This window comes from Reella acinonychis (assembly GCF_052828705.1).
In genome coordinates this window covers 1,458,774-1,483,194 of the sequence record NZ_CM128256.1, presented here as the reverse complement: position 1 = coordinate 1,483,194, position 24,421 = coordinate 1,458,774, and the positions used below count along the sequence as shown (strand labels likewise).

The following is a 24,421-nucleotide window of genomic DNA, read 5'->3' as shown; positions in this document are numbered from 1 at the left end:
TATGAAAAAATTAGTAGAACAATCCGTAATTAATGCTTTTTTTAATGGTACTCATGCAGATCCTTTTGCAGTATTGGGTATGCATGAAACAGAGCGAGGCATTGAGGTGCGAGTGTTAATGCCTGATGCTGATCAGGTTGTCGTTATTCATCGTGACACCCAACAACCTTTATTAACCTTAGATTGTATTGATGAGCGAGGTTTTTTCTGTGGCGTTGTGCCAGATATTCGAGAATTTTTTGCTTATCAGTTAGAAGTGACTTGGGGTCATGAAAGTCTGTTAATTGAAGATCCTTATCGTTTCCATCCAATGATTGAGGAATTAGATCATTGGTTATTGGCTGAAGGTTCGCATTTACGCCCTTATGAAGTGTTAGGTGCACATTTTATTGAACATGATGGTGTTGCAGGGGTGAACTTCCGTTTATGGGCACCAAATGCAAAACGTGTATCTGTCGTCGGGGATTTTAACTATTGGGATGGTCGTCGTCATCCAATGCGTTTCCATGCAAGTAGCGGTGTATGGGAATTATTTATTCCAAAAGTCACATTAGGACAGCTGTATAAATTTGAATTATTAGATAGCAACAATCATTTGCGTCTTAAAGCAGACCCTTACGCGTTTGCAGCTCAATTACGCCCAGATACCGCTTCACAAGTGAGTGCATTGCCTGAAATTGTTGAAATGACCGAGCAACGTCGCAAAGCAAATCAATCTGATCAACCTATTTCTATTTATGAAGTGCATTTAGGATCTTGGAGACGTAATTTAGAAAATAATTTCTGGTTAGATTATGATCAGCTAGGTGATGAGCTCATTCCTTATGTAAAAGATATGGGCTTTACCCACATTGAATTGTTACCGATTTCTGAATTCCCATTTGACGGTTCTTGGGGCTACCAACCGCTAGGTCTTTATGCACCAACAAGTCGTTTTGGTACACCAGAAGGATTTAAACGTTTTGTTGAAAAAGCGCACAAAGCGGGCATTAATGTGATTTTAGACTGGGTGCCAGGCCATTTCCCAAGCGATACCCATGGTTTAGCGGCTTTTGATGGTACAGCATTGTATGAACATGCCGATCCAAAAGAAGGATACCATCAAGATTGGAATACCTTAATTTATAATTATGGTCGCCATGAAGTGAAAAATTACTTATCAGGTAATGCATTATATTGGTTAGAACGTTTTGGCTTAGATGGCTTGCGTGTTGATGCGGTAGCCTCGATGATTTATCGCGATTATAGCCGTTCTGATGGTCAATGGATCCCGAATCAATATGGTGGGCGTGAAAATTTAGAAGCCATTGAGTTTTTAAAACATACTAACTATGTCTTAGGCACTGAAGCCTCTGGCACAATGAGTGTTGCAGAAGAATCGACTTCTTTCGCTGGGGTGACTTTGCCACCAGAGCATGGAGGTTTAGGTTTCCATTATAAATGGAATATGGGTTGGATGAATGATACTTTATCCTATATGAAACTTGACCCAATTTATCGCCAATATCATCACAGTAAAATGACATTTGGTATGCTATATCAATACAGTGAAAACTTCGTATTGCCTTTATCACATGATGAAGTGGTGCATGGTAAATGTTCATTGCTAGGTAAAATGCCAGGGGATGCATGGCAAAAATTTGCTAATTTACGTGCATATTATGCTTATATGTGGGGTTATCCGGGCAAAAAACTTTTATTTATGGGGAATGAATTTGCTCAAGGTCGAGAATGGAATTACGAAGAAAGCTTGGATTGGTTCTTGCTAGATGATTACCATGGCGGCGGTTGGCATAAAGGTGTGTTGCAGTTAGTGAAGGATTTGAATAAAACTTACAAAAATCACACCGCACTTTATCAGTTAGATAGCAAACCAGAAGGCTTTAATTGGCTTGTTGTTGATGATGCACAAAATTCGGTATTTGCCTTTGAACGCTGTGATAGCAATGGTGAACGCATTATTGTGGTCAGTAACTTTACACCTGTGCCTCGTGAAAATTACCGAATTGGTGTTAATGCCGAAGGCGAATATGAAGAAATCCTAAATACAGATTCAGTTTATTATAAAGGATCGAATTTGGGTAATTCTGGCGTTGTTGTCTCAGAGGAAGTGGAAAGCCATGGAAAAGCGCATTCTATTTCTGTTGTTGTACCGCCATTAGCAACAGTTTATCTCCGTTGGAAAAAAGTGGAGAAAGCAGTGAAAAAAACGCGTAAGCCGCGTCAGCCGAAAGCGGTAAAAGAGGCTGAAATGGGGGCAGAGAAGACTGTTAAAAAAACAAGAACAGTCAAAGCAAAAGCCACAACTGCAGAAAAAACGAAAACCACTAAATCTGTGAAATCTACGGCTGCGAAAGCAGAAAAAGCAAAAACAGCTAAAGCGGATAAAGAAAAAACAGAAAAAGTGGTAAAAGCGAAAGCAGAAAAGGTGGTTAAGGTAAAAGAAGAAAAAACGAAAACAGCCAAAGCTGCAAAAGAGAAAAAAGCAACAGAAAAAACAACAAAGGCAAAAACTGCCAAATAATATTATTTCACTCATTTAGGGCGTAGCGATACGCCCTATCATTTTATTATTGTAGTAGGAATGAACAATGCAAGATTTGCAAACTGAAATGGGAATTCAATTTGAACAACGAAATCAACAATCAGGCGTAAATTTTAGCCTGTATTCATCACAAGCAAGCCATATTGAACTTTGTTTATTTGATGAACAAGACAATGAACAACGCTTCGCGATGCAAGTCAATGACAAACATATTTGGCAATGTTGGTTGCCGAATATCTCTGAGGGGACTAAATATGGCTATCGTATTTATGGCGATAATGAATTAAGCAACCCGAACAAATTAATGCTCGATCCTTACGCCAAAAAAGTGGTCGGCAAACCTGATTTATCTCATTATGAAGCTTGCTCTTGGTTTCTCCTTTCTGATGATCGTGATAATGCACAAAAAGCACCTAAAGCAGTCGTATATCAACCAACAGAATTTGATTGGGAGGATGATAAATCGTTGCAAACACCTTGGGCTAACACAATTGTGTATGAATTGCATGTGAAAGGATTTAGCCAATTACGCGAAGATTTACCCCAAAATATTCGTGGGACTTATGCGGGATTAGCGCATGCAAAAAGCATTGCTTATTTGCAGGATCTTGGTATTACTGCGGTTGAGCTATTGCCGGTCAATTTTGCCATAAATGAACCGCACTTACAGGAAAAAGGCTTAAGTAATTACTGGGGATATAATCCTTTAGCCATGTTTGCTTTAGAGCCTAATTATGCTGCAACAGAAGAACCAGAGATCGAATTTAAGCAAATGGTTAAAAAGTTGCATAAAGCGGGCATTGAAGTGATTTTGGATATTGTTTTTAACCATAGTGCAGAGAGTGAAAAATATTATCCAACTTTTAGTCAGCGTGGCATTGATGATCAAACTTATTATTGGCAAAACGAGCAAGGGCAATATCTGAATTGGACAGGTTGTGGAAATATGCTGGATATTTCAAAACCAGCGAGCAGAGCTTGGGTGTTGGATTGTTTACGCTATTGGGTAACAGAATATCATATTGACGGTTTTCGTTTTGATTTAGCCACCAGTTTAGGCAGAGAAAGCCCTGAATTTAATCCTAAAGCAGTACTATTAACGGAAATGGAACAAGATCCTATTTTAAGCAAATGCAAATTGATTTGTGAACCTTGGGATCTTGGTGAAGGCGGATATCAAGTGGGAAGATTCCCCGCCTATTTTGCAGAATGGAACGACCGCTATCGTGATGATATGCGCTTATTTTGGTTGTGGAAAAGTGGCAACTTAGGCGCTTTTGCTGAACGTTTAGCTGGTTCAAGTGATATTTATCGCAAGGAAAACCAATACCCACATAAAACGTTGAATTTTTTAACCGCACATGACGGTTTTACATTACGCGATTTAGTGAGTTATAACCATAAGCATAATTTGGCGAATGGCGAAGATAATCGTGATGGACGCAATGATAATTTCAGCTATAACCATGGTGTTGAAGGAATGGTCAATGCCTTACCATTGCAGCAACAAAGTGCGGTGGAAAATCAACGATTTTTAACCAGTATGGCATTATTGCGCAGTTTATTATTATCTAATGGTACGCCGATGTTATTAGCAGGCGATGAGTTCGGCAATACGCAATATGGCAACAATAATGCTTACTGCCAGGATAATGAAATTAGTTGGCTAAAATGGCAAAATTTTGACCGCGCTTTATTTGTGGCGACAAAACAAGCCATTCAATTACGTAAAAAAATTGCGAGCTTGTGTCAGGATAAATGGTGGAGCGATGAGAATGTTCGTTGGCTCAATCAATGGGGCAATCCAATGAATGAAGGGGATTGGCAGAATCAGGAAAGTAAAAATTTACAAATTTTACTCGATGAGCAGTGGTTATTCCTTATCAATGGCAAAGATGACATTCAGCATTTTGTCTTACCAGAAGGACAATGGAAAATGCTCGATTTAATTGCCGAAAAAATCGTGGAGGGAGAATGCGAGATTGAACAGATCGGATTACATGTCTTTTCCCGAAAATAACCGACTTTTTTATAAAAATTTGAGGTATATCACAGAAATAAATTACATTCTAACTATAATGGGTTGTAAGGAATGTTGAAATACATCATACCTTAACTGAAACGATTAATTCGCAAATTTTATTTTATGGAGATCTGTTTATGAGCAGCAATATTTCACAACCGAGCAAACACGAATTAGTCAAAGATACTTTAGTATTAATTTTGGCAGGGGGACGAGGTTCTCGTCTATATGAATTAACAGATAAACGCGCTAAGCCAGCCCTATATTTTGGTGGTAACCGCCGTATTATTGATTTTGCATTGTCTAACTGTATTAACTCGGGATTAAACCGTATCGGTGTCATTACACAATATGCAGCTCATTCTTTATTACGCCATTTACAAACGGGTTGGTCGTTTCTACCACAAGAGCGCGGTGAATTCGTTGATATGTTACCTGCGCGCCAACAAATTGATGATAATACTTGGTATCGTGGTACAGCGGATGCGGTTTATCAAAATATGGCGATTATCCGCGACCACTATAAACCAAAATATGTTTTAATTTTAGCAGGTGACCATATTTATAAAATGGATTACGCACAAATGATTCTTGACCATGTTACCAGTGGCGCAAAATGTACAGTTGGTTGTATTGAAGTGCCTCGTGAAAGTGCAAAAGAATTTGGCGTAATGGCGGTTAATGAAAACTTAAAAGTTAAAGCCTTCGTAGAAAAACCAAAAGATCCACCACCAATGGTTGATAAACCAAATTCTTCTTTGGCTTCAATGGGTATTTATGTATTCGATGCGGATTATTTATATAACGTGTTAGAACATATTGTTGATACACCTTATACATCTCATGACTTTGGTAAAGATGTGATGCCGTTAGCATTAGAAGAGGGCGTGTTATATGCCCATCCATTTGATCGTTCTTGCAAAGGTCGAAATACGAATGGATCTATTTACTGGCGCGATGTGGGTACACTTGATAGTTTCTGGCAAGCCAACATTGATTTGGTTTCCGAACAACCTCAACTTGATATTTATGATCCGAGCTGGCCAATTCGTGGTAACCCAATTCAGCCTTATCCATCAAAATTCTTCTATCATCAACCAATTGAACGTCCGGTAGATAACTCATTGATTGCCGGTGGCTGTTTGATTACCGATGCTTCTATTAGTTATTCTGTTGTATTTGACAATGTGAAAGCGAATGAAGGCTCAATAATTGATCATAGTGTTGTTTTACCACAGGTAACAGTAGGTAAAAATGTAACCTTGAGACGTTGTATCGTGGATCGTAATGTGACAATTCCAGATGGTTTGCAAATCGGTGTTGATTTAGAATTAGATAAAAAACGTTTCCGTGTCAGCCAGAATGGTATTGTTCTTGTTACTCGAAGCATGTTACAGAAACTGCAAGGGGAAACGGTATTATCTGAAGAAAATTTAGATTAATCCCTCTAATTGATACGGACGCCATTATTGGCGTCCATTGTTATTTTAGCTATCTTCAAAAAAGAGAATGAAAGATGAATATTTTACATGTGTGCTCTGAAATTTACCCTTTATTAAAAACCGGCGGACTTGCAGATGTATTAGGGGCTTTACCAAAAGCACAAAATCAAATTGGCGATGAAGCAAGGGTATTAATTCCAGGATACCCAGCAATTATGCGTGGGATTCCTGAAACAGTTGTTGTTGCAGAAGTCCATACTTTTGCGGGTTATGTGACATTACGTTATGGAAAATTAGATGATGTGGGTGTTTATATTATCGATGCACCACATCTTTATGCAAGAGAGGGCAATCCTTATCATGACCAATGGTATAACGACTATATCGATAACTATAAACGCTTTGCATTATTAGGTTGGATTGGTGCGGAATTAGCTGTTGGTTTGGATTTTTGGTGGCGAGCAGAAGTTGTTCATTCCCATGACTGGCATGCAGGTTTAACTAGTGCTTATTTGCATTTAAAAGGTCGCCCAGCTAAATCCGTATTTACTATTCATAATTTAGCGTATCAAGGTAAATTCTCCTATCACCATCTTTATGAAATTGGTTTACCTTGGGATATGTTCCATGTAGATGGTTTAGAATTGTATGGACAAATTTCTTACTTAAAAGCAGGTTTATTCTATTCTGATGCGGCAACGGCAGTCAGTCCAACCTATGCAAAAGAAATTACACGTCCTGAATTTGCTTATGGTTTAGAAGGGTTATTATCGACTTTATCTTACCAAGGTCGTTTACATGGCATTTTAAACGGCGTTGATGAACAAGTGTGGCATCCGAATAATGATCCATATATTGAGGATCACTATAAATTAAAATTTATGGGTGGTAAGAAAAAGAATAAACAAAAATTACAAGAATATTTCAACTTGCCTCAAGATCCTGAAGCCTTACTCTTTGTAATGATTACGCGTTTAACAGAACAAAAAGGGGTTGATTTATTACTAGAAAGTGCGGATGAAATCGTTAAACAAGGTGGACAGCTAATTATTTTAGGCTCAGGTTCGCCGAATTTAGAAGAAGGCGTATATGGTTTAACCCAATATTACCCTAATAATGTGGCGGCTAAAATTGGCTACGACGAACCTTTATCTCATTTAATGGTTGCTGGTGGCGATGTTATTTTAGTTCCAAGCCGTTTTGAACCTTGTGGATTAACCCAATTATATGGTTTGAAATATGGTACCTTACCTTTAGTTCGCTCTACTGGTGGATTGGCTGATACTGTTGTTGACAGTTCGAGTGAAAATATCAAAGCCGGAACCGCAACAGGATTTGCCTTTGAGCACGCCGATCCTTATTCCTTACGCCAAGCCTTAATTAATGCCTTTAATCTATGGCAAAAACAGCGTTTATGGTTCAGTGTAAGGGCGAATGCGATGGAGCAAGACTTCAGTTGGACACTGGCAGCAAGAAGCTATCAATCCCTTTATTATAAAATTTAGTTGGATTTTTTATCAAAGTGCGGTTAAAATCCGCACTATTTTATTATATATGTATGGAGTTTATTAATGACAGATCAACTATTTTCCTATAGTCGTCCCGAGGAAAGTGTCGAATCACTAAAGAAATCAATTGTTTATAAATTAGTTTTTGCAATTGGTCGTTCACCAGAAGAAGCAAGCCAACGTGATTGGTTAAACGCAACATTATATGCTGTGCGCGATTTAGTCACAGAAGGCTGGATTTCTACAGCAAGACAAGCTCGTTCAGAAGAAACACGTCGCGTTTATTATTTATCAATGGAATTCTTAATGGGAAGAACCTTGTCAAATGCCTTACTTGCTGAAGGGGTGTATGACATTGCTAAACAAGCATTAAGTGAATTGCATGTTGATTTAGAAGATGTATTAGAAAAAGAAGTAGATCCAGGTTTAGGTAACGGTGGTTTAGGCCGTTTAGCTGCTTGTTTTATGGATTCAATTGCAACGTTGGCATTACCAGGTATGGGATATGGTATTCGTTATGAATACGGTATGTTCCAACAACATATTGAAGATGGTCGCCAAGTAGAGAAACCAGATGCTTGGTTAGAAAAAGGCTATCCTTGGGAATATATCCGTCCATCTAAACGTTTTAACATTCATTTTGGCGGTAATATCCATTTTGAAGGTAAAAAATGTGTTTGGACGCCAGCTGAAGAAATTTCTGCCTTAGCTTATGACCAAATGATCCCGGGTTATGCAACAGATGCTGCTGCAACATTGCGTTTATGGTCTGCTAAAGCGGGGGATAACTTCAACTTGGCGAAATTTAACCAAGGGGACTATTTCGGTGCAATCGAAGAGCGTTCATCAAGTGAAAACGTTTCTCGTGTACTTTACCCAGACGATTCAACTTGGGCGGGTCGTGAATTACGTTTACGCCAAGAGTATTTCTTAGTATCTGCTTCATTACAAGACATTTTGAAACGCCATAAACGTACTCATGGCACCTTAGATAATTTAGCAGACAAAGTGGCTATCCATCTAAATGATACTCACCCAGCATTAACAATCCCTGAATTAATGCGTATTTTAGTAGATGAAGAAGGCTACGCATGGGAAAAAGCATGGGAAATGACCGTTGCTATTTGTTCTTATACTTGTCATACCCTCATGTCAGAAGCATTAGAAACATGGTCTGTTGAAATGATGGGTAGCTTATTACCACGTCATTTACAAATGATTTTTGAAATTAATGATCATTTCTTAACTTATGTGCGTGAGAATGTGACTCAAGATGAAAACTTCATTCGTCGAGTGTCCTTAGTTGAAGAAGGTAATAACCGTAAAGTTCGTATGGGTTGGTTATCTGTTGTTGGTTCACACAAAATTAATGGTGTGGCAGCAATCCACTCTGACTTAATGGTGACATCAACTTTCTCTGATTTTGCACGTATTTATCCTGAGCGTTTCACTAACGTGACTAACGGTATCACGCCTCGCCGCTGGATTGGTGTTGCTAACCCGAATTTATCTGCATTATTTGATAAATATATTGGTAATGAATGGCGTAGAGATTTAAGTCAATTACGCAATTTAGAAAGCTATATTGGCGATGCATCATTCAAAGAAGCTGTTTACAACATTAAACATGTTAACAAAGCAAAATTAGCGGCTTATATTAAGAAAGAATTAGGCGTAACTGTTAATCCAAATGCGCTATTTGATGTACAAGTGAAGCGTATTCATGAATATAAACGCCAAATCCTTAATGTGTTACATATTGTTGCTCGTTATAACGCAATGTTAGCTAACCCTGAAAAAGATTGGACACCTCGCGTGTTTATCTTAGCTGGTAAAGCGGCATCAGCTTACCATGCAGCAAAACAAACCATCAATCTCATTAACGATGTTGCGAATGTGATTAATAATGATCCTCGCTTAAAAGATCGCTTAAAATTAGTTTATATTCCTAACTATAGCGTAAGCTTAGCGGAATTAATTATTCCAGCCGCAGATATTTCAGAGCAAATTTCTCTAGCGGGTACTGAAGCATCTGGTACAAGTAACATGAAATTCGCTTTAAATGGTGCATTAACATTAGGTACATTAGATGGTGCAAACGTTGAAATTTTAGAAAACGTTGGTGCTGACAACGTATTTATCTTTGGTAACACCGTAGAGCAGGTTGACGAGTTACGTCGTAACGGATACCGCCCATTTGATTATTACCAAAACGATGCGGAATTACGTCAAGTAATTGACCAAATTATTGGTGGTCATTTTTCTCCAAATGAACCTAATCGCTATCATCAGCTATTAAGCGGATTACAGTATCATGATTATTATCAATCATTTGCTGATTTCCGTAGCTATGTTGAAGCACAAAAAGTTGTGGATGAGAAATTCCAAAATAAAGAAGCTTGGGTCGATAGTACATTACAAAATATTGTCAATATGAGTTTCTTCTCATCTGACCGTACTATTGCTGAATATGCAGAGCGTATTTGGAATATTAAACCTCTAAAAGTTTAATTAAGTAAAAAAGAAATCCTCGTCAAGTGGCGAGGATTTTTGTTTGGTAAAAATAGAGTTTAAAAAAGTGCGGTGATTTTCACCGCACTTTTATATGGCAAACTATTCTTGTTCGGCTTTTTCTTTTTTGCCTTTATAGACTTTGAAAGCGATAAAAGCAGCAAGTAAGCCTAAGAAAATATATAACCCCGTTTGTCCTGTTTTAATTTGATGGGCGAGCCATTCGCGATTATTGGCACCATAGAAGCCTAGATAAACCCAAATTGGCACAGATATAATGGCAGCAAAGAAATCCAATAGTACAAAGCGAGTATAGCTCACTCGTTGAGTGATACCTGAAACCATATAAATTGGGGCGCGTAAGCCAGGTAAAAAACGAGCAACAAATAAAACACGATTGCCATAGCGTTCAAATTTTTCCCGCACCATCCGCAGACGTTTTACGTTGACAAGTTTGCGAATAGGGCGGAATCTTAAAATTTTGACACCATAAATTCGCCCTAGCCAATACATTGTGCTATCGCCAGCCAAAACCCCAATCATGCTGACCACAAGCATGATGTGCACATTGACATTTTCAGGATAAAGTCCTGCAATAATGCCACCAGAAACAAGCGTAATATCTTCTGGGATTGGCACACCAAATCCGCAAATTAGCAGAACAAATAATACTGCCCAGTAGCCATAATCTGTAAAAAAGCTAACTAATAAATCCATAAAACATCATCCTATAAATACGAAACAAAATGAGATAAATCAAAAGGTTTGGCTTCTCGTTCCATTTTTTCTTCTGCGCTACCAACCATTAACAAGGCAATGATTTTATCATGCTCGGTGCAACCAAAAGCTTGGTGTAATGCCGTTCCTTCGGTCCATTTCCCTGTGATCCAAACATTATCAAACCCCAGACTTTGTGCTGCTAATTGCATAGCATAAACAGCACAACCCGCAGTTAATTGTTGCTCCCAAGCGGGCACTTTTTCTATATGGGGATCAATTTTGGCAACAACCCCAATAATCATTGGTTTGCTACATATCCCAGCGATTTTGCCGAATTGTCGTTCATCTAAATTAAACTCAATCGCTGTTTGCGTTAAGAGGTCAGCTAAAGTTGTTAATCCTTCTTTTTCAATAACAACAAAGTGATAAGGATGTAATCGACCATGATCAGGTGCATGGAGTGCCGCATGAAAGATTTGCTCTAATTGTGCTTTATTCGGTGCTGGTGGCACTAATTTTTTATTTGAACGGCGAGTGGTAAGTAATGTTAAGGTATCCATTATTTTTATAAATTCTTTAATAAAGTGCGGTAGATTCTACCACATTTTTACGGTATATTCCTTGCAGTTTTTTACTATTCACTAGGATATATATGAATTCTCTTTTTCGTTTTTTTAAATTCATTTGGAAAACACTCAATTTTGTTCGCCGCGTGGTGATGAATCTTGTTTTTTTGCTTTTTGTTCTGTTGGCGATTACGGTATTTAGTCTTATTAATTCCAATTCTTCGCAGCAACATTCAGCACAGGTTGATGGCGCATTATGGTTAGCTTTAGATGGCTACCTTGCGGATAATCGTGAACAAGGAATGACTTGGCAACAAGCACTAAATGAATTGGAAGATAAGCCTATTCCTCGCAAAATTTCGACTTTTGATGTGGTTTATACCATTGAGGCTGCGAAACAAGATGAACGCATTAAAGGCTTGGTGCTAGATTTAAATTATTTTGAAGGCGCAGATTTGCCTGCATTAGAATATATTGGCAATGCGATTAAGGATTTTAAACAACAAAAGAAACCGGTAATTGCTTTTGCGGATAATTACAATCAAAGCCAATATTTATTGGCAAGTTTTGCGGATGAAATTTACCTTAATCCAGTTGGCGATGTGAATATTCATGGTTTGTCAGCACAAAATCTTTATTTTAAATCCTTGTTAGAAAAGCTGGAAATTACACCGCACATTTTCCGTGTAGGGACTTATAAATCTGCGGTGGAGCCCTTCTTACGAGACAATATGTCGCCTGAAGCCAAAACCAATACGCAACGTTGGTTAGGTGCTATGTGGGAAAATTATCTGGATTTAGTTGCACATAATCGTCAAATAGATAAAAGTAAAGTGTTGCCGGATTCAGCACAATTCTTAGCAGAATTAAAATCGTTAAAAGGTGATAGTACAGCTTATGTGAAACAACGTAAGCTTGTGACGCATTTTGCTACTCGAGCAGAAATGCAGCAAAAATTAACCGCACTTTTTGGCAAAACTGAGAGTAATGAAATTAAAAGTATTGATTTTGACGATTACTTAGCTTTATTGCCCGATCGTTTTGAAAGCCAAAATGAGCCTAAAATTGCGGTTATTAATGTTGAAGGAGCCATTGTTGATGGCGAGAATTCAGAAGAAGATGTGGGCGGTGATAGCGTTTCTCGTTTATTAAATTTGGCTAAACAAGATAAATCGGTAAAAGCGGTTATTTTACGGGTTAATAGTCCAGGTGGTAGTGCATTTGCTTCGGAAATTATTCGTCAAGAAATTGATAATTTGCAACGTGCTGGTAAACCTGTGGTGACTTCAATGGGGGCAATGGCAGCTTCAGGCGGTTATTGGATTGCTAGCACAACAGATTATATCATCGCGGATAAGAACACCATTACAGGATCTATCGGTATTTTTGCTATGTTTCCGACTTTTGAAAATAGTTTGAAGAAAATTGGGGTAACGGAAGATGGTGTGAGCACCTCGCCATTAAGTGAGCAGTCTGCTTTTAGTCCTTTATCAAAAACGGTCAATGATATTTATCAAATGGAGATTGAACATGGTTATGATAAGTTCTTGGATGTAGTCAGTCGTGGCAGAAAATTAACGAAACAAGAAGTCGATAAAATTGCTCAGGGACAAGTTTGGCTTGGTCAAGAAGCATTACAACATAAGCTAGTTGATGAACTAGGCGATTTTGAAAGTGCGGTGAAAAAAGCGCAAGATTTAGCTAATCAAAAATTAGGTGGCGAACAACAATATGCAGTTGAATGGTTTGTAGAAGAAGAAAAAGGTTTGGCCGCATTGGTGCAATCGTTGCGTAAAGAAATGCGCGTATTATTTGGTCAATCTTTTGCTTTACCAAAAGTATTAGAGCAATATGCTTATCCCTTGCATAATTTAAATCGTTTTAATGATCCCAAAGGGCAATATTTGTATTGTTTAAACTGCGCCAAAGTCAATTAAAAAACGGTCAATATTGTAATTAAATTAATTGGTTATACCTTTTTATTTTATTGTATAATACGGATAATTTTTAAACATATATTATGCCGATTGAAGTAGTATCGGCACAACATAGTAATTAATTCAACCACATTTAAAGGTTTTTTATGAATAAAGTATTTCGAGTCATTTGGAACAAATCAACACAATCTTGGATGGCTGTATCAGAATTAGCTCGCGGACGGGTAAAGTCTAGCTCGAGTAACACTGTTGATTTAGCAAAAATCACCGCAGTATTATCATTGGGAACATTAGCTTTAACACCATTGTCTGCAGAGGCCGCTCGTCAGCTTGCTATAGTCGGTGCACAAAATGTTTATATCGAGACAAATGCTGGTACTGAGACAGATACTAATAAAAAACAGAATATTTTAATTGGAGAAACAGCGAAGGTAGCACAAACATCAATAGGTTCTAGCCAAAGTAAATACAGTAATGCTTATGCAGATAAGAACGTAGTGATTGGTTATGATGCAACTTCAGCAGGTCAACGAAATGTAGTATTGGGTAATAATGCCTCCACATTTGGCGGTGTTTCCTTTGGTTCATCACGCGATCAAATTTCTATCGGTACAAATGCGATGGCAGCAGGGACATCAAGTATTGCATTAGGTTTGGATACTTTTACGAATTCTATTGATGGAATCGCCATTGGTACTTCTGCCAGAGCTAATTCAGAACGATCTATTTCTTTAGGTATAAATACGACTTCTGCGATGGATTCTGTGGCTATTGGTTCAAATGCCAAAGCAGAAAGTTTTCAGTATTCTGTTGCAATTGGTGCAGAGTCTAAGGCGGATGTTGCAGCCACTCAAGAAGGCAATATCGTTGTTAATGGTGTAAATTATGACGGAGCAACAGGAGCTGTTCCATCGTTAGCAACCAGTACTAGAGATAAAAGTTATGTCGTTTCTTTCGGTAACGATACGATTAAACGTCAATTAAAAAACGTGGCTCCAGGTAAAATATCTGCCACTTCCACCGATGCGATCAACGGTTCTCAACTTTACAGTATTACTAAAGGTATTCAAGATAATACTCGCACCTATTTCCACGTCAATTCGACAGATACTAAAAACTTTGATGCAGCAAACAAAAATGCTCAAGCAACGGGTGCGAATGCAATGGCGGTGGGTCCGAATGCAAGTTCTGCCGGGGCTGGTGGTTTAGCTATCGGGGCGAATGCGAATGTGACCAATTCTGCTGGTATAGCCTTGGGTATTGATTCGATTGCCTCTGCGGATGCAGCTACTGCGTTAGGTCAAGGTGCAGCGGCGAAAGGGTTAAACTCTGTTGCTATCGGTCGTAATTCGGTGGTGAATAATCAGTATTCTATTGCGATTGGTGAAAATGCAAATGCGAGCACCAACAATTCTATTGCGTTAGGTCATAATTCAGTGACTGCTGCAACGGGTACGAATAATGATTATGTAAGTAAAAATGATGCTCAGGCTAATGCGAATTTGCCAGCCTTTGCTGGTATTGCGAAAGATACTTCTGGCAGTGTGTCTGTCGGTAAAGCAGGTGAAGAACGCCAAATTCATCATGTGGCAGCAGGACGAATTTCTGCTACGTCAACAGATGCCGTAAACGGCAGTCAGCTCTATCAAATCGCTAATAATACGGGCTTTAATATCAAACAAAATGGCACTGCGAAATCTCGTATCAATAACAATGGCGAAGTAAATTTCACAAATGGCACCTATTCCACCGCAGTTGTGACGGATGGGGAGAATAGTTCAGCTGTTAAATTTGATGTGGTTACCCAAAACATTGATAGTGATGCAACCACAGGTGTGGCGTCACCGAATGGCAGCACCGCAGGTTTAACAACAGCACAAACCGTTTCTGATGCAATCAATAAAGCCGTTGAAAAATCTGGTTGGACAGTTAAAGCGAATAATGATACTGGCGAACGAATCAATAACAATGGGGCGGTGAGTTTTAATAGCGGTGACAATATCGTGGTAGAGCGCTCTGTTAATAACATTACGATTAAAACTGTCCAAAATCCAACCTTTACTGATGGTGCAACGGTTGGCGGAATGCTAAATGCCAATGGGGGTTTGACTGTGGCTGGCTCTAAAACGGTGAGCATGGGCGGAAATAAGATCACCAATGTTCAAGCTGGGCAGGCTGATACGGATGCAGTCAATGTGTCGCAGTTAAATGCGTTAGGCACTAACAATATCAAATTGGCTGGCAACTCAGGTAATACTGATACGCAGGCACTGAACAAATCAGGCGGATTGAGCTTTGGTGTAAAAGGCGATGGTACTTATATCACCAGTAATGCGGCGGGTTCGGATGTTACTTTATCTTTAACTCAAGCAACGAAAGATAAAATTGATAATGCCGCAAACAAAGATTTATCTAACATCACACCAGCTGGCACAACGGTGATTAAAAATGCGGCGAAAGACGCTGTCAATGTAGAAAATGGTACCAATACCGTTGCGTCTAGTCGTGATGTCAATGGCGTTAAAACCTTTAAAGTCGATGTGGATTTATCACCTTATGCGAGAACAGCTGATTTAGGCAATACGCCAATTACCTATAAAGCCAATGGTGCGGGACAGAAATCTACAAGTCTATCGAATGGGTTAGATTTCAAAAATACTAACGGCTTAACCATTGAGGCTAAAGACAATGGCGTTGTGGAATTAGGTTTAGATCAAGCCACTCAAAATGCAATAAATGTGCGTGAAACCGTTAAAGCAGGCACAGGTGTAACTGTAACGGATACCGAAACTAACGCAAGCGGTGGAAAACAATTTACGGTTTCTGTAAATGATAGCCATATTAAAGACAAAGCTAAAGAAGCTATTGAAGTGAAAGGCAATGGTTTAGCGAACGTTACTCCGAGTGTTGATGGTGAGAAACAAATTTACACTGTGAGTGTGTCTGAACAGGGCGTAAAAGATTTAGCAAAAGGGGCAGTCAATGTTACCAGCAATAGCGATATTACGGTTACACCAACAGCGACAAATGACACCAAAACCTTTGATCTTACTCTGCAAAAATCCACCGCAGTAACAGCAGGCGATAACAAAGTTGTGACTTCTGATGCGGTAAATACGGCGATCAATAATTCAGGTTGGAATTTAAAAGCGAATGCAGAAACAGATAGCAAAAAAATTACCAACGGAAATGATGTGATTTTCCAAGAAGGTAAAAACATCAATATCACACGTGAAGAAAATAAAATTGTTGTTAAAACGGTTGATAGTCCAACGTTCACTAATTTAGAAACCACAGGCACAGCGACACTTAATGGCTTAACAATGAAAGCCAATGCTCCTGTGAATATGGGGAACAATAAAATCACCAATGTTGCCGCAGGCGAAGCTGATACTGACGCAGTCAATGTGTCACAGCTCAATGCGCTAGGCAATAACACCCTTAAATTAAACGGTGACAGCACATCTACTAGCACACAAGCCTTGAATAAAGAAAATGGTTTGGAATTTGGCGTGAAAGGTCAAGCAGGCTATATCGAAACCAGTGCTAAGGGTTCAGATGTATCACTCAAACTTTCTGACGCCGTTAAAACGAAGTTAGACAATTTAGCGAACAACGCAAACGACACTTACGCTAACCAAAGTTTATCAAATATCAACGCTGCGGGTATCCAGAAAATTCAAGATCAAGTGGCAATCGAAAATGGTAGCAATACCATTGCTTCAACTCGCAATAACAATGGCGTAAAAACCTTTAAAGTTGATGTAGATCTCACAAAAACCAACCTTGCTTATAAAGCGGATGGCGAAACTACGTCAAAAAACACCGCACTTTCTGATGGGCTAACTTTCAAAAATACCGATGGTTTAACTATCACAAGTAAAGATGGCGGTGTTGTTGAGTTGGGATTAAGTGAGAAAACCAAACAAGATATTGCAATTCGTGAAACAGTGGTTTCAGGCAATGGTGTAACTGTAACGGATACTGAAACTAATTCAACTGGCGGTAAGCAATTCCGCGTTGCGGTGCAAGATGATCATATTAAACGCCAAGCCAAACAAGCGGTGGAAGTGGTTTCAGGCAATACAGCTGATGTGACTGTGGCACCGACCAGAACGGATCTCAAAGATACTTACACAGTGACGATAAATAAAGCAACGGAAGTGACTGAAGGCGATACCAAAGCGGTTACGTCCGATGCGGTGCATAAAGCCATCAATGCGTCTGGTTGGAAGCTTAAAGCCAATGACGAAAATGGTGATGGCGAAAAAATTGCCAACGATGGCGAAGCGATTTTCAACGCAGGCGATAACATTGTAGTGACTCGCCAAGGCAATAAAATCCAAATTGCTACCAACCACAACCCAACCTTTAATAACGGTGCGACAGTTGGCGGAATGTTAAATGCCAACGGTGGTTTGACTGTTGCAGGCTCGCAAACAGTGAATATGGGTGGAAACCAAGTTCATGGCGTGGCGAATGGTACAGTAGACACCGATGCAGTGAACTTATCACAATTAAACGCAACCACTAATAACTTAACGACCAAAGGTTTAGACTTTACAGGTAATGATGGCAAAACACACCGAAACTTAGGTGAAACGGTAAACATCTCAGGCGAAGGAACGACAAAGGGTCAATATACGGGCAAAAACCTCAAAACGGTTGTGAGCGAAGGCAAAGTCGAAATTCAATTTGCGGACAACCCAACCTTTAACGATGTGAAAGCCAATGATGTTAATGCGGCAACAGTGACAACCACAGGAGCGATTACTGCTGGCGGAATGTTGAACGCTAATGGTGGTTTGACAGTGGCAGCGAATAAAACTGTCGATATGGGCGGAAACCAAGTTCATGGAGTGGCAGAAGGTACAGCTGATACCGATGCAGTAAATGTGAAACAGTTGACGGATACTGTGGCGAACTCATCTTGGAATTTAACCAATGGTGCGGTCGATGGTGGAGAAGATGTCACAGATAAAGCGTTGGCAGTAGAAGAAATCAATCCAAACGATCAGTTGAGACTACAAGCGGGTAAAAATATCAAAGTCAAACGTGAAGCGAATGGTGTTGTGACCTATGCGACCAAAGATGATGTGACGTTCACCAATGTGAAAACGGATACCTTAACTACGACAGCGGGTGCAACCATTGGTGGTATGTTAACAGCCAATGGTGGTTTGACCGTTGCAGGCTCGCAAACAGTGAATATGGGTGGAAACCAAGTTCATGGAGTGGCAGCTGGTACAGCAGACACCGACGCAGTGAATGTATCGCAGTTGAATAGTTTACGTGACAATACTCGAACCTATTTCCATGTAAATTCGCAGAAACAAGAAAACTTTGCCAACGCAAATGCGATTGCACAAGCAACAGGCGTGAACGCTTTAGCCGCTGGTCCAAACGCAACGGCAGCCGGTGAGAGTTCAGTGGCATTAGGGGATGATGTTAAAGCGGCTGCGGCGAACAGTGTTGCAGTCGGTTCTGCCGCCTTGGCTGAGAATGACAAATCGATCGCTATTGGTGACCAAGCGAAAGCGAAACATGACAATTCAGTGGCATTAGGTGCAGGTTCTGAAACCGCAGCGATCGGTAACGATCAAAACTATGTGATTAAAGCAGATGATGGCACTGATGGTGCAATGCCTGAATTTGCGGGCGTAGCAAAAGCGACTTCTGGCAGCGTTTCTGTGGGTAAAACAGGAGCAGAACGTCAAATCCATCATGTTGCTGCAGGGCGTATTAGTGCGACATCAACAGATGCAGTCAATGGCAGCCAGCTTTACCATATTGCCAATAACACTGGTTTCAATGTGAAAGAAAACAATGCGGATAAATCACGAATCAACAACAATGGTATGGTCAATTTCGTGAATGGCACCTTCTCAACTGCGGTGGTTTCTGATGGAGAAAATGCTGCGGATGTGAAATTTGATGTTGTGACCCAAGAGATTGATAGCGATGACACCACAGGCGTCGCCACACCAAATGGTGCAACATCGGGGTTAACGACCGCAACGACAGTGGCTAACGCAATCAATAAAGCGGTAGAAAAATCAGGTTGGACAGTAAAAGCCAATGGGGATGAGGGGCAACGCATTAATAACAATGGCGAAGTGAACTTTGAGCAAGGAAAAAACATCAATATCACACGAGATGGAAGCAAGCTTGTCGTCAAAACCATTGATGATGTGAACTTTGCAACAGTCACAACATCAGGCAATGTGAATGTCGGTGGACTGTTAAATGCTAATGGTGGCTTGACTGTAGCGAAGAACCAAACTGTCGATATGGGTGGAAACAAGATCACCAAAGTAGCAGCGGGAACGGAAGATACTGATGCAGTGAATTTATCGCAATTAAACGCAACCACTAATAACTTAACGACCAAAGGTTTAGACTTTACAGGTAATGATGGTTTGCCGAAAACTCATCGTGATTTAGGACAGGCATTGGCTATTGAAGGGGAAGCAGCTACAACGGGTCAATATTCTGGCAAAAATGTCAAAACGGTAGTTTCAGACGGCAAGGTTGCTATCCAAATTGCAGAAAGCCCAACTTTTGTTGATGTTTCTGCAACTAGCCTTACAACCACAGGAGCGATTACTGCAGGTGGTTTATTGACTGCGAACGGTGGTTTAGCGGTTAAAACTGGTACTTCAGTGAATATGGGCAATAACCAAGTTCATGGCGTGGCAGAAGGTACAGCTGATACCGACGCAGTAAATGTGAAACAGTTGACGGATACTGTGGCGAACTCATCTTGGAATTTAACCAATGGTGCGGTTGATGGTGGTGAAGATGTCACAGATAAAGCGTTGGCAGTAGAAGAAATCAATCCAAACGATCAGCTGAAATTACAAGCCGGTAAAAACATCAAAGTCAAACGTGAAGCAAATGGTACAGTGACCTATGCGACCAAAGATGATGTGACCTTTGCAAATGTAACTACTCAGAATTTGAATGTGACTGGAGCAAGTACGCTCAACCAATTAACGGTAAACGGTGCAACCTTATTCAATAAAGGCTTTACGGTTGCTTCGAATCAAACCATTGATATGGGCGGTAATCGTATTCAAAATGTAGCTAATGGTACAGCAGATAGTGATGCAGTGAACTTATCGCAGTTAAATGCAACGACAAGTGGTTTAACAAACAAAGGGTTAGATTTTACGGGTAATGATGGTGAAACACATCGTAACTTAGGTGAAACCTTATTGATTACAGGTAAGGCAGCATCAGGAACAAATTACAATAGTAATAATGTGAAGACGGTAGTAACAGATAAGGGAGTAGAAATCCAGATTGCTGAGAATCCGACGTTCACTAATGTAACAGCGACTAATGTAGATACAACAAACCTTGCAGTGTCAGGTAATAGTACTTTTGGAGGAGAAGGTAAAACCTTTACTGTAAACAAAGGTACAACCATTAATATGGGCAATAACCAAGTGAAAGGTGTTGCGAAAGGAACGGAAGATACCGACGCAGTAAATGTGAAACAGTTGACGGATACGGTAGCGAACTCATCTTGGAATTTAACCAATGGTGCGGTTGATGGTGGTGAAGATGATACTAAACTGACCGAAGCAGAGAAAATCAATCCAAACGATCAGCTGAAGCTACAAGCGGGTAAAAACATCAAAGTGAAACGTGAAGCAAATGGTACAGTGACCTATGCGACGAAAGATGATGTGACCTTTGCTAATGTAACTACTCAGAATTTGAATGTGACTGGAGCAAGTACGCTCAACCAATTAACGGTAAACGGTGCAACCTTATTCAATAAAGGCTTTACGGTTACTTCGAATCAAACTATTGATATGGGCAGTAATCGTATTCAAAATGTAGCTAATGGTATAGCAGATAGCGATGCGGTGAACTTATCTCAGTTAAACGCAACGACAAGTGGTTTAACAAACAAAGGGTTAGATTTTACGGGTAATGATGGTGAAACACATCGTAACTTAGGTGAAACCTTATCGATTACAGGTAAGGCAGCATCAGGAAAAAATTACAATAGTAATAATGTGAAAACTGTAGTGACAGATAGAGGCGTTGAGATCCAGATTTCAGAAAATCCAACGTTCACTAATGTAACAGCGACTAATGTAGATACAACAAACCTTACTGTATCAGGCAATAGTACTTTTGGTGGAGAAGGTAAAACCTTTACTGTAAACAAAGGTACTACGATCAATATGGGGGACAATAAAGTTAGTGGAGTTGCTAATGGTGATATTTCTGCAACGAGTACAGACGCTGTAAATGGTAGCCAATTATACGCAGTAAAACAGCTTGTTGGTGGTAACAGTGGTTCTAATACAACTATTGTCAATCCAGATGGTAGCACAACAACGGTTTCTGTTGCAGAATCAAATGGTTATACCTTAACAACTTATAATGTTGAAAACCAAAAAGAGTATAGAACCAATAATGTTGTTGAAGCTATTGGACGTATGAATGAACAGGGTATTAAATTCTTCCATACCAACGATGGTGTTGTAGATCCTGCAATTCAAGGGGAAAATACGATCGACTCAAGTGCCTCTGGTAAATTCGCAACCGCAGTGGGTTATCAGGCGAGAGCTACGGGTGAAAATGCCATTGCCTTAGGTAAAGGTTCAACTGCTAGTGGAACGAATACTATCAGCATTGGTACAGGTAACCAAGTAACAGGCAATAACTCAGGTGCAATTGGTGATCCAAGCACAGTGTCTGGCGATAATTCCTATTCATTGGGTAATGACAACAAAGTTGCAACCAATAATACCTTTGTGGTCGGCAATAATGTGACTCAAACTGTGGATAATTCGGTCTTCTTAGGAGCTAATACGGGTTATGTAGCTGCTGGAGATACGACTAAGGGCAATATCGCTCACACCTCACAAACTATTGGTGGAACAACATATCAATATGCTGGCGGTAAAGCAGATGAAGTGGTTGGTGTGGTTAGTGTTGGTAATGTAAATTCTGACGGTTCAATGCAAACTCGTCGTATTCAAAATGTAGCACCAGGTTTAGTAAGTGCAGAAAGTACGGATGCGATCAACGGCAGTCAACTTTACAGCTTAACGAGCTTTGTTGACCAAGGCTGGACATTGAATACCGGTGCAGTTAGTGGTACTAATGGTGTTGCACAGGGTTCATCCCCAACTAAAGTTGGATTAGGACATACTGTAAAAGTGAATGCTGGCCAAAATATTGTCATTAATCAGAAAGGACAAGAGTTTAATATTGGCACCTCTATGTCACCGAATTTTAACCGTTTAACCATCAATCCAAATGGTAAAGTGGATATGGGGGGGAATCGTATTCAAAATGTGGGTAGAGCAGTTGCACCGAATGATGCGGTCAATTATGGTCAGTTCAAATCGGAAATGCAATCAGTGGATCGTCGTTTGCGTAGTGGTATTGCAGGGGCGGTTGCGACAGCAGGTTTAGTACAAGCATTTAATCCAAATGATAGCTTAGTAGCTATTGGTGGCGGTACTTATCGTGGTGCAGCAGCTGTTGCATTGGGTTATTCTCGCGTATCGGATAATGGCAAAGTGATCTTTAAAGTAACGGGTAGTGCGAATAACTACGGTGATGTAACTGGTAGTGCGAGTGTGGGCTTTAAGTTCTAATTTTCGCTGATGAAAAAGGCTGTACTTTTCAGTACAGCCTTTATTTTTATCAAAGTGCGGTTAAATTTGGCAGAGTTTTTTAACTGAATTTAATCGCTCATCATTATGATATTTTCTGTTTATTTCGCTGAATAATACCCACCCATTGCACTATAAATCGCATTTTCGCTTTGGATTACCGCGTATTTTGCATTCAAAATGGCGACTTGAGAGGCTTTTTCTGTATTTGCTGCATTTAACCATTCACGCAATTCAGAAACGCCTGCATCATAACGATTTTTATAATATTGCGTAATGCGCTTGTCATAATCATATTTTTTCGTCAAATTCGCGAAATTGCTGACAGATTGTGTATAAGCGAAATAGTTGGTATCAATTTCATTGAGCGCACTGGTAATGCCTTTTTCGTAGCTCACTTTTGCTGCCTCGTAAGCGGCTTCTGACAGTTTTACATTCCATTTAACATGGTTCCAATCTAAGAATGGCAAGCTAATACCTAATATGCCAGATGCCATTGGATTTTCAAATGCATTGCTCACTTTATTACCTGATGATGATAATGATGCACCAAGGCTGATGGTTGGAAACCAAGCTTTTTGCATGGCTTTTGCATCTTTAAAGGCACTGTTAAAGCGGAATAAATTCCCTTTTACATCAGGTCGATTAGCAATAGTTGAAACAGGGACATCTAAATTTACTTTGGCGGTTTTAACATTCAAAATATGAGGAAATTGAATATTTAACGCTTCTTGTGGTTTTAGGTTTAACAAATTGCGTAAGGTTTTTTCTGCTGTTTTACGTGCAGTTTGATAAGTAATCAGATTATTGCGCACCATTAATACCGCTTGAGTCGCTTGGTCTGTGCTTGCACGATCTGCTACACCTTGCGTCAAACGGTTTTGCATAATTTTATTAATACGTTCGTAGTAGCTAATGCTATCATTTGTTGCGCTAATTGCATCATTTAAATAAGCAATTTGGTAATAAGTGACAACTACCGCGTTAATAAGTGATAAACGCGCAGCTTCAAGATTTTGCTGTGTTGCCTTGTATTGCCATTCTTTTGCGTTAGCAGCATCGGCTAGACGTTGCCATAAATCCAATGTATAGCTGACATTTAATGATCCTTTATGGCTAATCGTCGAATTAGCATGTTGATCAATTGGTCGGCCAGCAGATGAAGAGGTTGAACCACTAAAAGATGGTACCAAATCTGCACCTAATAAATTAGCTTGATAAAGTGCCGCGTTCACAGCGATGGCAGCTTTAGCTAAATCTTTGTTATTTAATAATGCACTTTCAACCACTCGATTGAGTTGTGCATCATTATACAATGCCCACCAATTGTCCTTAATATTGTATTGTTGGGTGATTTCAACATATTGCTGATAATCTTGTTGGGTGCTTTGATAGCTATCATTGAGGTTTGCGCAGCCCGCCAAAAAGGCAGAGAGCATTAATCCCATTGTTAATTTGGAAATATTCATCATGTGATACCTTGAATAAAAATGTAAGTGCGGTTAAAAACTTGCTTATTTTT

The 24,421-nt window shown here is 39.6% G+C and carries 10 protein-coding genes; 7 read left to right on the top strand and 3 right to left on the bottom strand.

Annotation, left to right across the window (positions count from 1 at the left end):
* The first annotated feature begins 1 nt into the window (after window position 1).
* The 5 genes from glgB (at window position 2) to ACUXZ4_RS07320 (ending at window position 10,029) form a co-directional block, all read left to right on the top strand.
* On the top strand, window positions 2-2,524 hold the full coding sequence (gene glgB, locus ACUXZ4_RS07340; protein WP_464972562.1) for a 1,4-alpha-glucan branching protein GlgB: 2,523 nt from the start codon (window positions 2-4) through the stop codon (window positions 2,522-2,524).
* 67 nt (window positions 2,525-2,591) lie between these two features.
* Window positions 2,592-4,565: a glycogen debranching protein GlgX gene (gene glgX / locus ACUXZ4_RS07335; RefSeq protein WP_464972561.1), complete on the top strand. Its 1,974-nt coding sequence runs from the start codon at window positions 2,592-2,594 to the stop codon at window positions 4,563-4,565.
* Window positions 4,566-4,705: 140 nt separating this feature from the next.
* Window positions 4,706-6,010, top strand: coding sequence for a glucose-1-phosphate adenylyltransferase (gene glgC, locus ACUXZ4_RS07330; RefSeq protein ID WP_464972560.1), 1,305 nt, complete (start codon window positions 4,706-4,708; stop codon window positions 6,008-6,010).
* Window positions 6,011-6,084: 74 nt separating this feature from the next.
* Window positions 6,085-7,515 (top strand): glycogen synthase GlgA, encoded by a 1,431-nt coding sequence (gene glgA / locus ACUXZ4_RS07325; RefSeq protein WP_464972559.1) that lies wholly within the window; start codon window positions 6,085-6,087, stop codon window positions 7,513-7,515.
* 66 nt (window positions 7,516-7,581) lie between these two features.
* On the top strand, window positions 7,582-10,029 hold the full coding sequence (locus ACUXZ4_RS07320) for a glycogen/starch/alpha-glucan phosphorylase (protein ID WP_464972558.1): 2,448 nt from the start codon (window positions 7,582-7,584) through the stop codon (window positions 10,027-10,029).
* A gap of 102 nt (window positions 10,030-10,131) precedes the next feature.
* Here the strand turns inward: ACUXZ4_RS07320 and ACUXZ4_RS07315 are convergent, their stop codons facing one another.
* The gene (locus ACUXZ4_RS07315) at window positions 10,132-10,746 is read right to left on the bottom strand and encodes a DedA family protein (RefSeq protein ID WP_464972557.1); all 615 of its coding nucleotides are present in this window, start codon (window positions 10,744-10,746) and stop codon (window positions 10,132-10,134) included.
* Window positions 10,747-10,757: 11 nt separating this feature from the next.
* Window positions 10,758-11,309: a nitroreductase family protein gene (locus tag ACUXZ4_RS07310; protein WP_464972556.1), complete on the bottom strand. Its 552-nt coding sequence runs from the start codon at window positions 11,307-11,309 to the stop codon at window positions 10,758-10,760.
* A gap of 92 nt (window positions 11,310-11,401) precedes the next feature.
* Here ACUXZ4_RS07310 and sppA point away from each other — a divergent pair, with 92 nt between their 5' ends.
* Both sppA and ACUXZ4_RS07300 read left to right on the top strand, forming a co-directional pair.
* Window positions 11,402-13,252 (top strand): signal peptide peptidase SppA, encoded by a 1,851-nt coding sequence (gene sppA / locus ACUXZ4_RS07305; protein ID WP_464972555.1) that lies wholly within the window; start codon window positions 11,402-11,404, stop codon window positions 13,250-13,252.
* Window positions 13,253-13,398: 146 nt separating this feature from the next.
* Window positions 13,399-22,881 (top strand): ESPR-type extended signal peptide-containing protein, encoded by a 9,483-nt coding sequence (locus ACUXZ4_RS07300; RefSeq protein WP_464972554.1) that lies wholly within the window; start codon window positions 13,399-13,401, stop codon window positions 22,879-22,881.
* A 119-nt stretch (window positions 22,882-23,000) separates the two neighbouring features.
* Here ACUXZ4_RS07300 and tdeA read toward each other — a convergent pair whose 3' ends face one another.
* The gene (tdeA, locus tag ACUXZ4_RS07295) at window positions 23,001-24,371 is read right to left on the bottom strand and encodes a toxin/drug exporter TdeA (protein ID WP_464972553.1); all 1,371 of its coding nucleotides are present in this window, start codon (window positions 24,369-24,371) and stop codon (window positions 23,001-23,003) included.
* Window positions 24,372-24,421: the final 50 nt, after the last annotated feature.

Coding starts and splice junctions, on each gene's coding strand:
- glgB (WP_464972562.1), top strand. CDS start 2: ATGAAAAAATTAGTAGAACAATCCGTAATTAATGCTTTTTTTAATGGT.
- glgX (WP_464972561.1), top strand. CDS start 2,592: ATGCAAGATTTGCAAACTGAAATGGGAATTCAATTTGAACAACGAAAT.
- glgC (WP_464972560.1), top strand. CDS start 4,706: ATGAGCAGCAATATTTCACAACCGAGCAAACACGAATTAGTCAAAGAT.
- glgA (WP_464972559.1), top strand. CDS start 6,085: ATGAATATTTTACATGTGTGCTCTGAAATTTACCCTTTATTAAAAACC.
- ACUXZ4_RS07320 (WP_464972558.1), top strand. CDS start 7,582: ATGACAGATCAACTATTTTCCTATAGTCGTCCCGAGGAAAGTGTCGAA.
- ACUXZ4_RS07315 (WP_464972557.1), bottom strand. CDS start 10,746: ATGGATTTATTAGTTAGCTTTTTTACAGATTATGGCTACTGGGCAGTA.
- ACUXZ4_RS07310 (WP_464972556.1), bottom strand. CDS start 11,309: ATGGATACCTTAACATTACTTACCACTCGCCGTTCAAATAAAAAATTA.
- sppA (WP_464972555.1), top strand. CDS start 11,402: ATGAATTCTCTTTTTCGTTTTTTTAAATTCATTTGGAAAACACTCAAT.
- ACUXZ4_RS07300 (WP_464972554.1), top strand. CDS start 13,399: ATGAATAAAGTATTTCGAGTCATTTGGAACAAATCAACACAATCTTGG.
- tdeA (WP_464972553.1), bottom strand. CDS start 24,371: ATGATGAATATTTCCAAATTAACAATGGGATTAATGCTCTCTGCCTTT.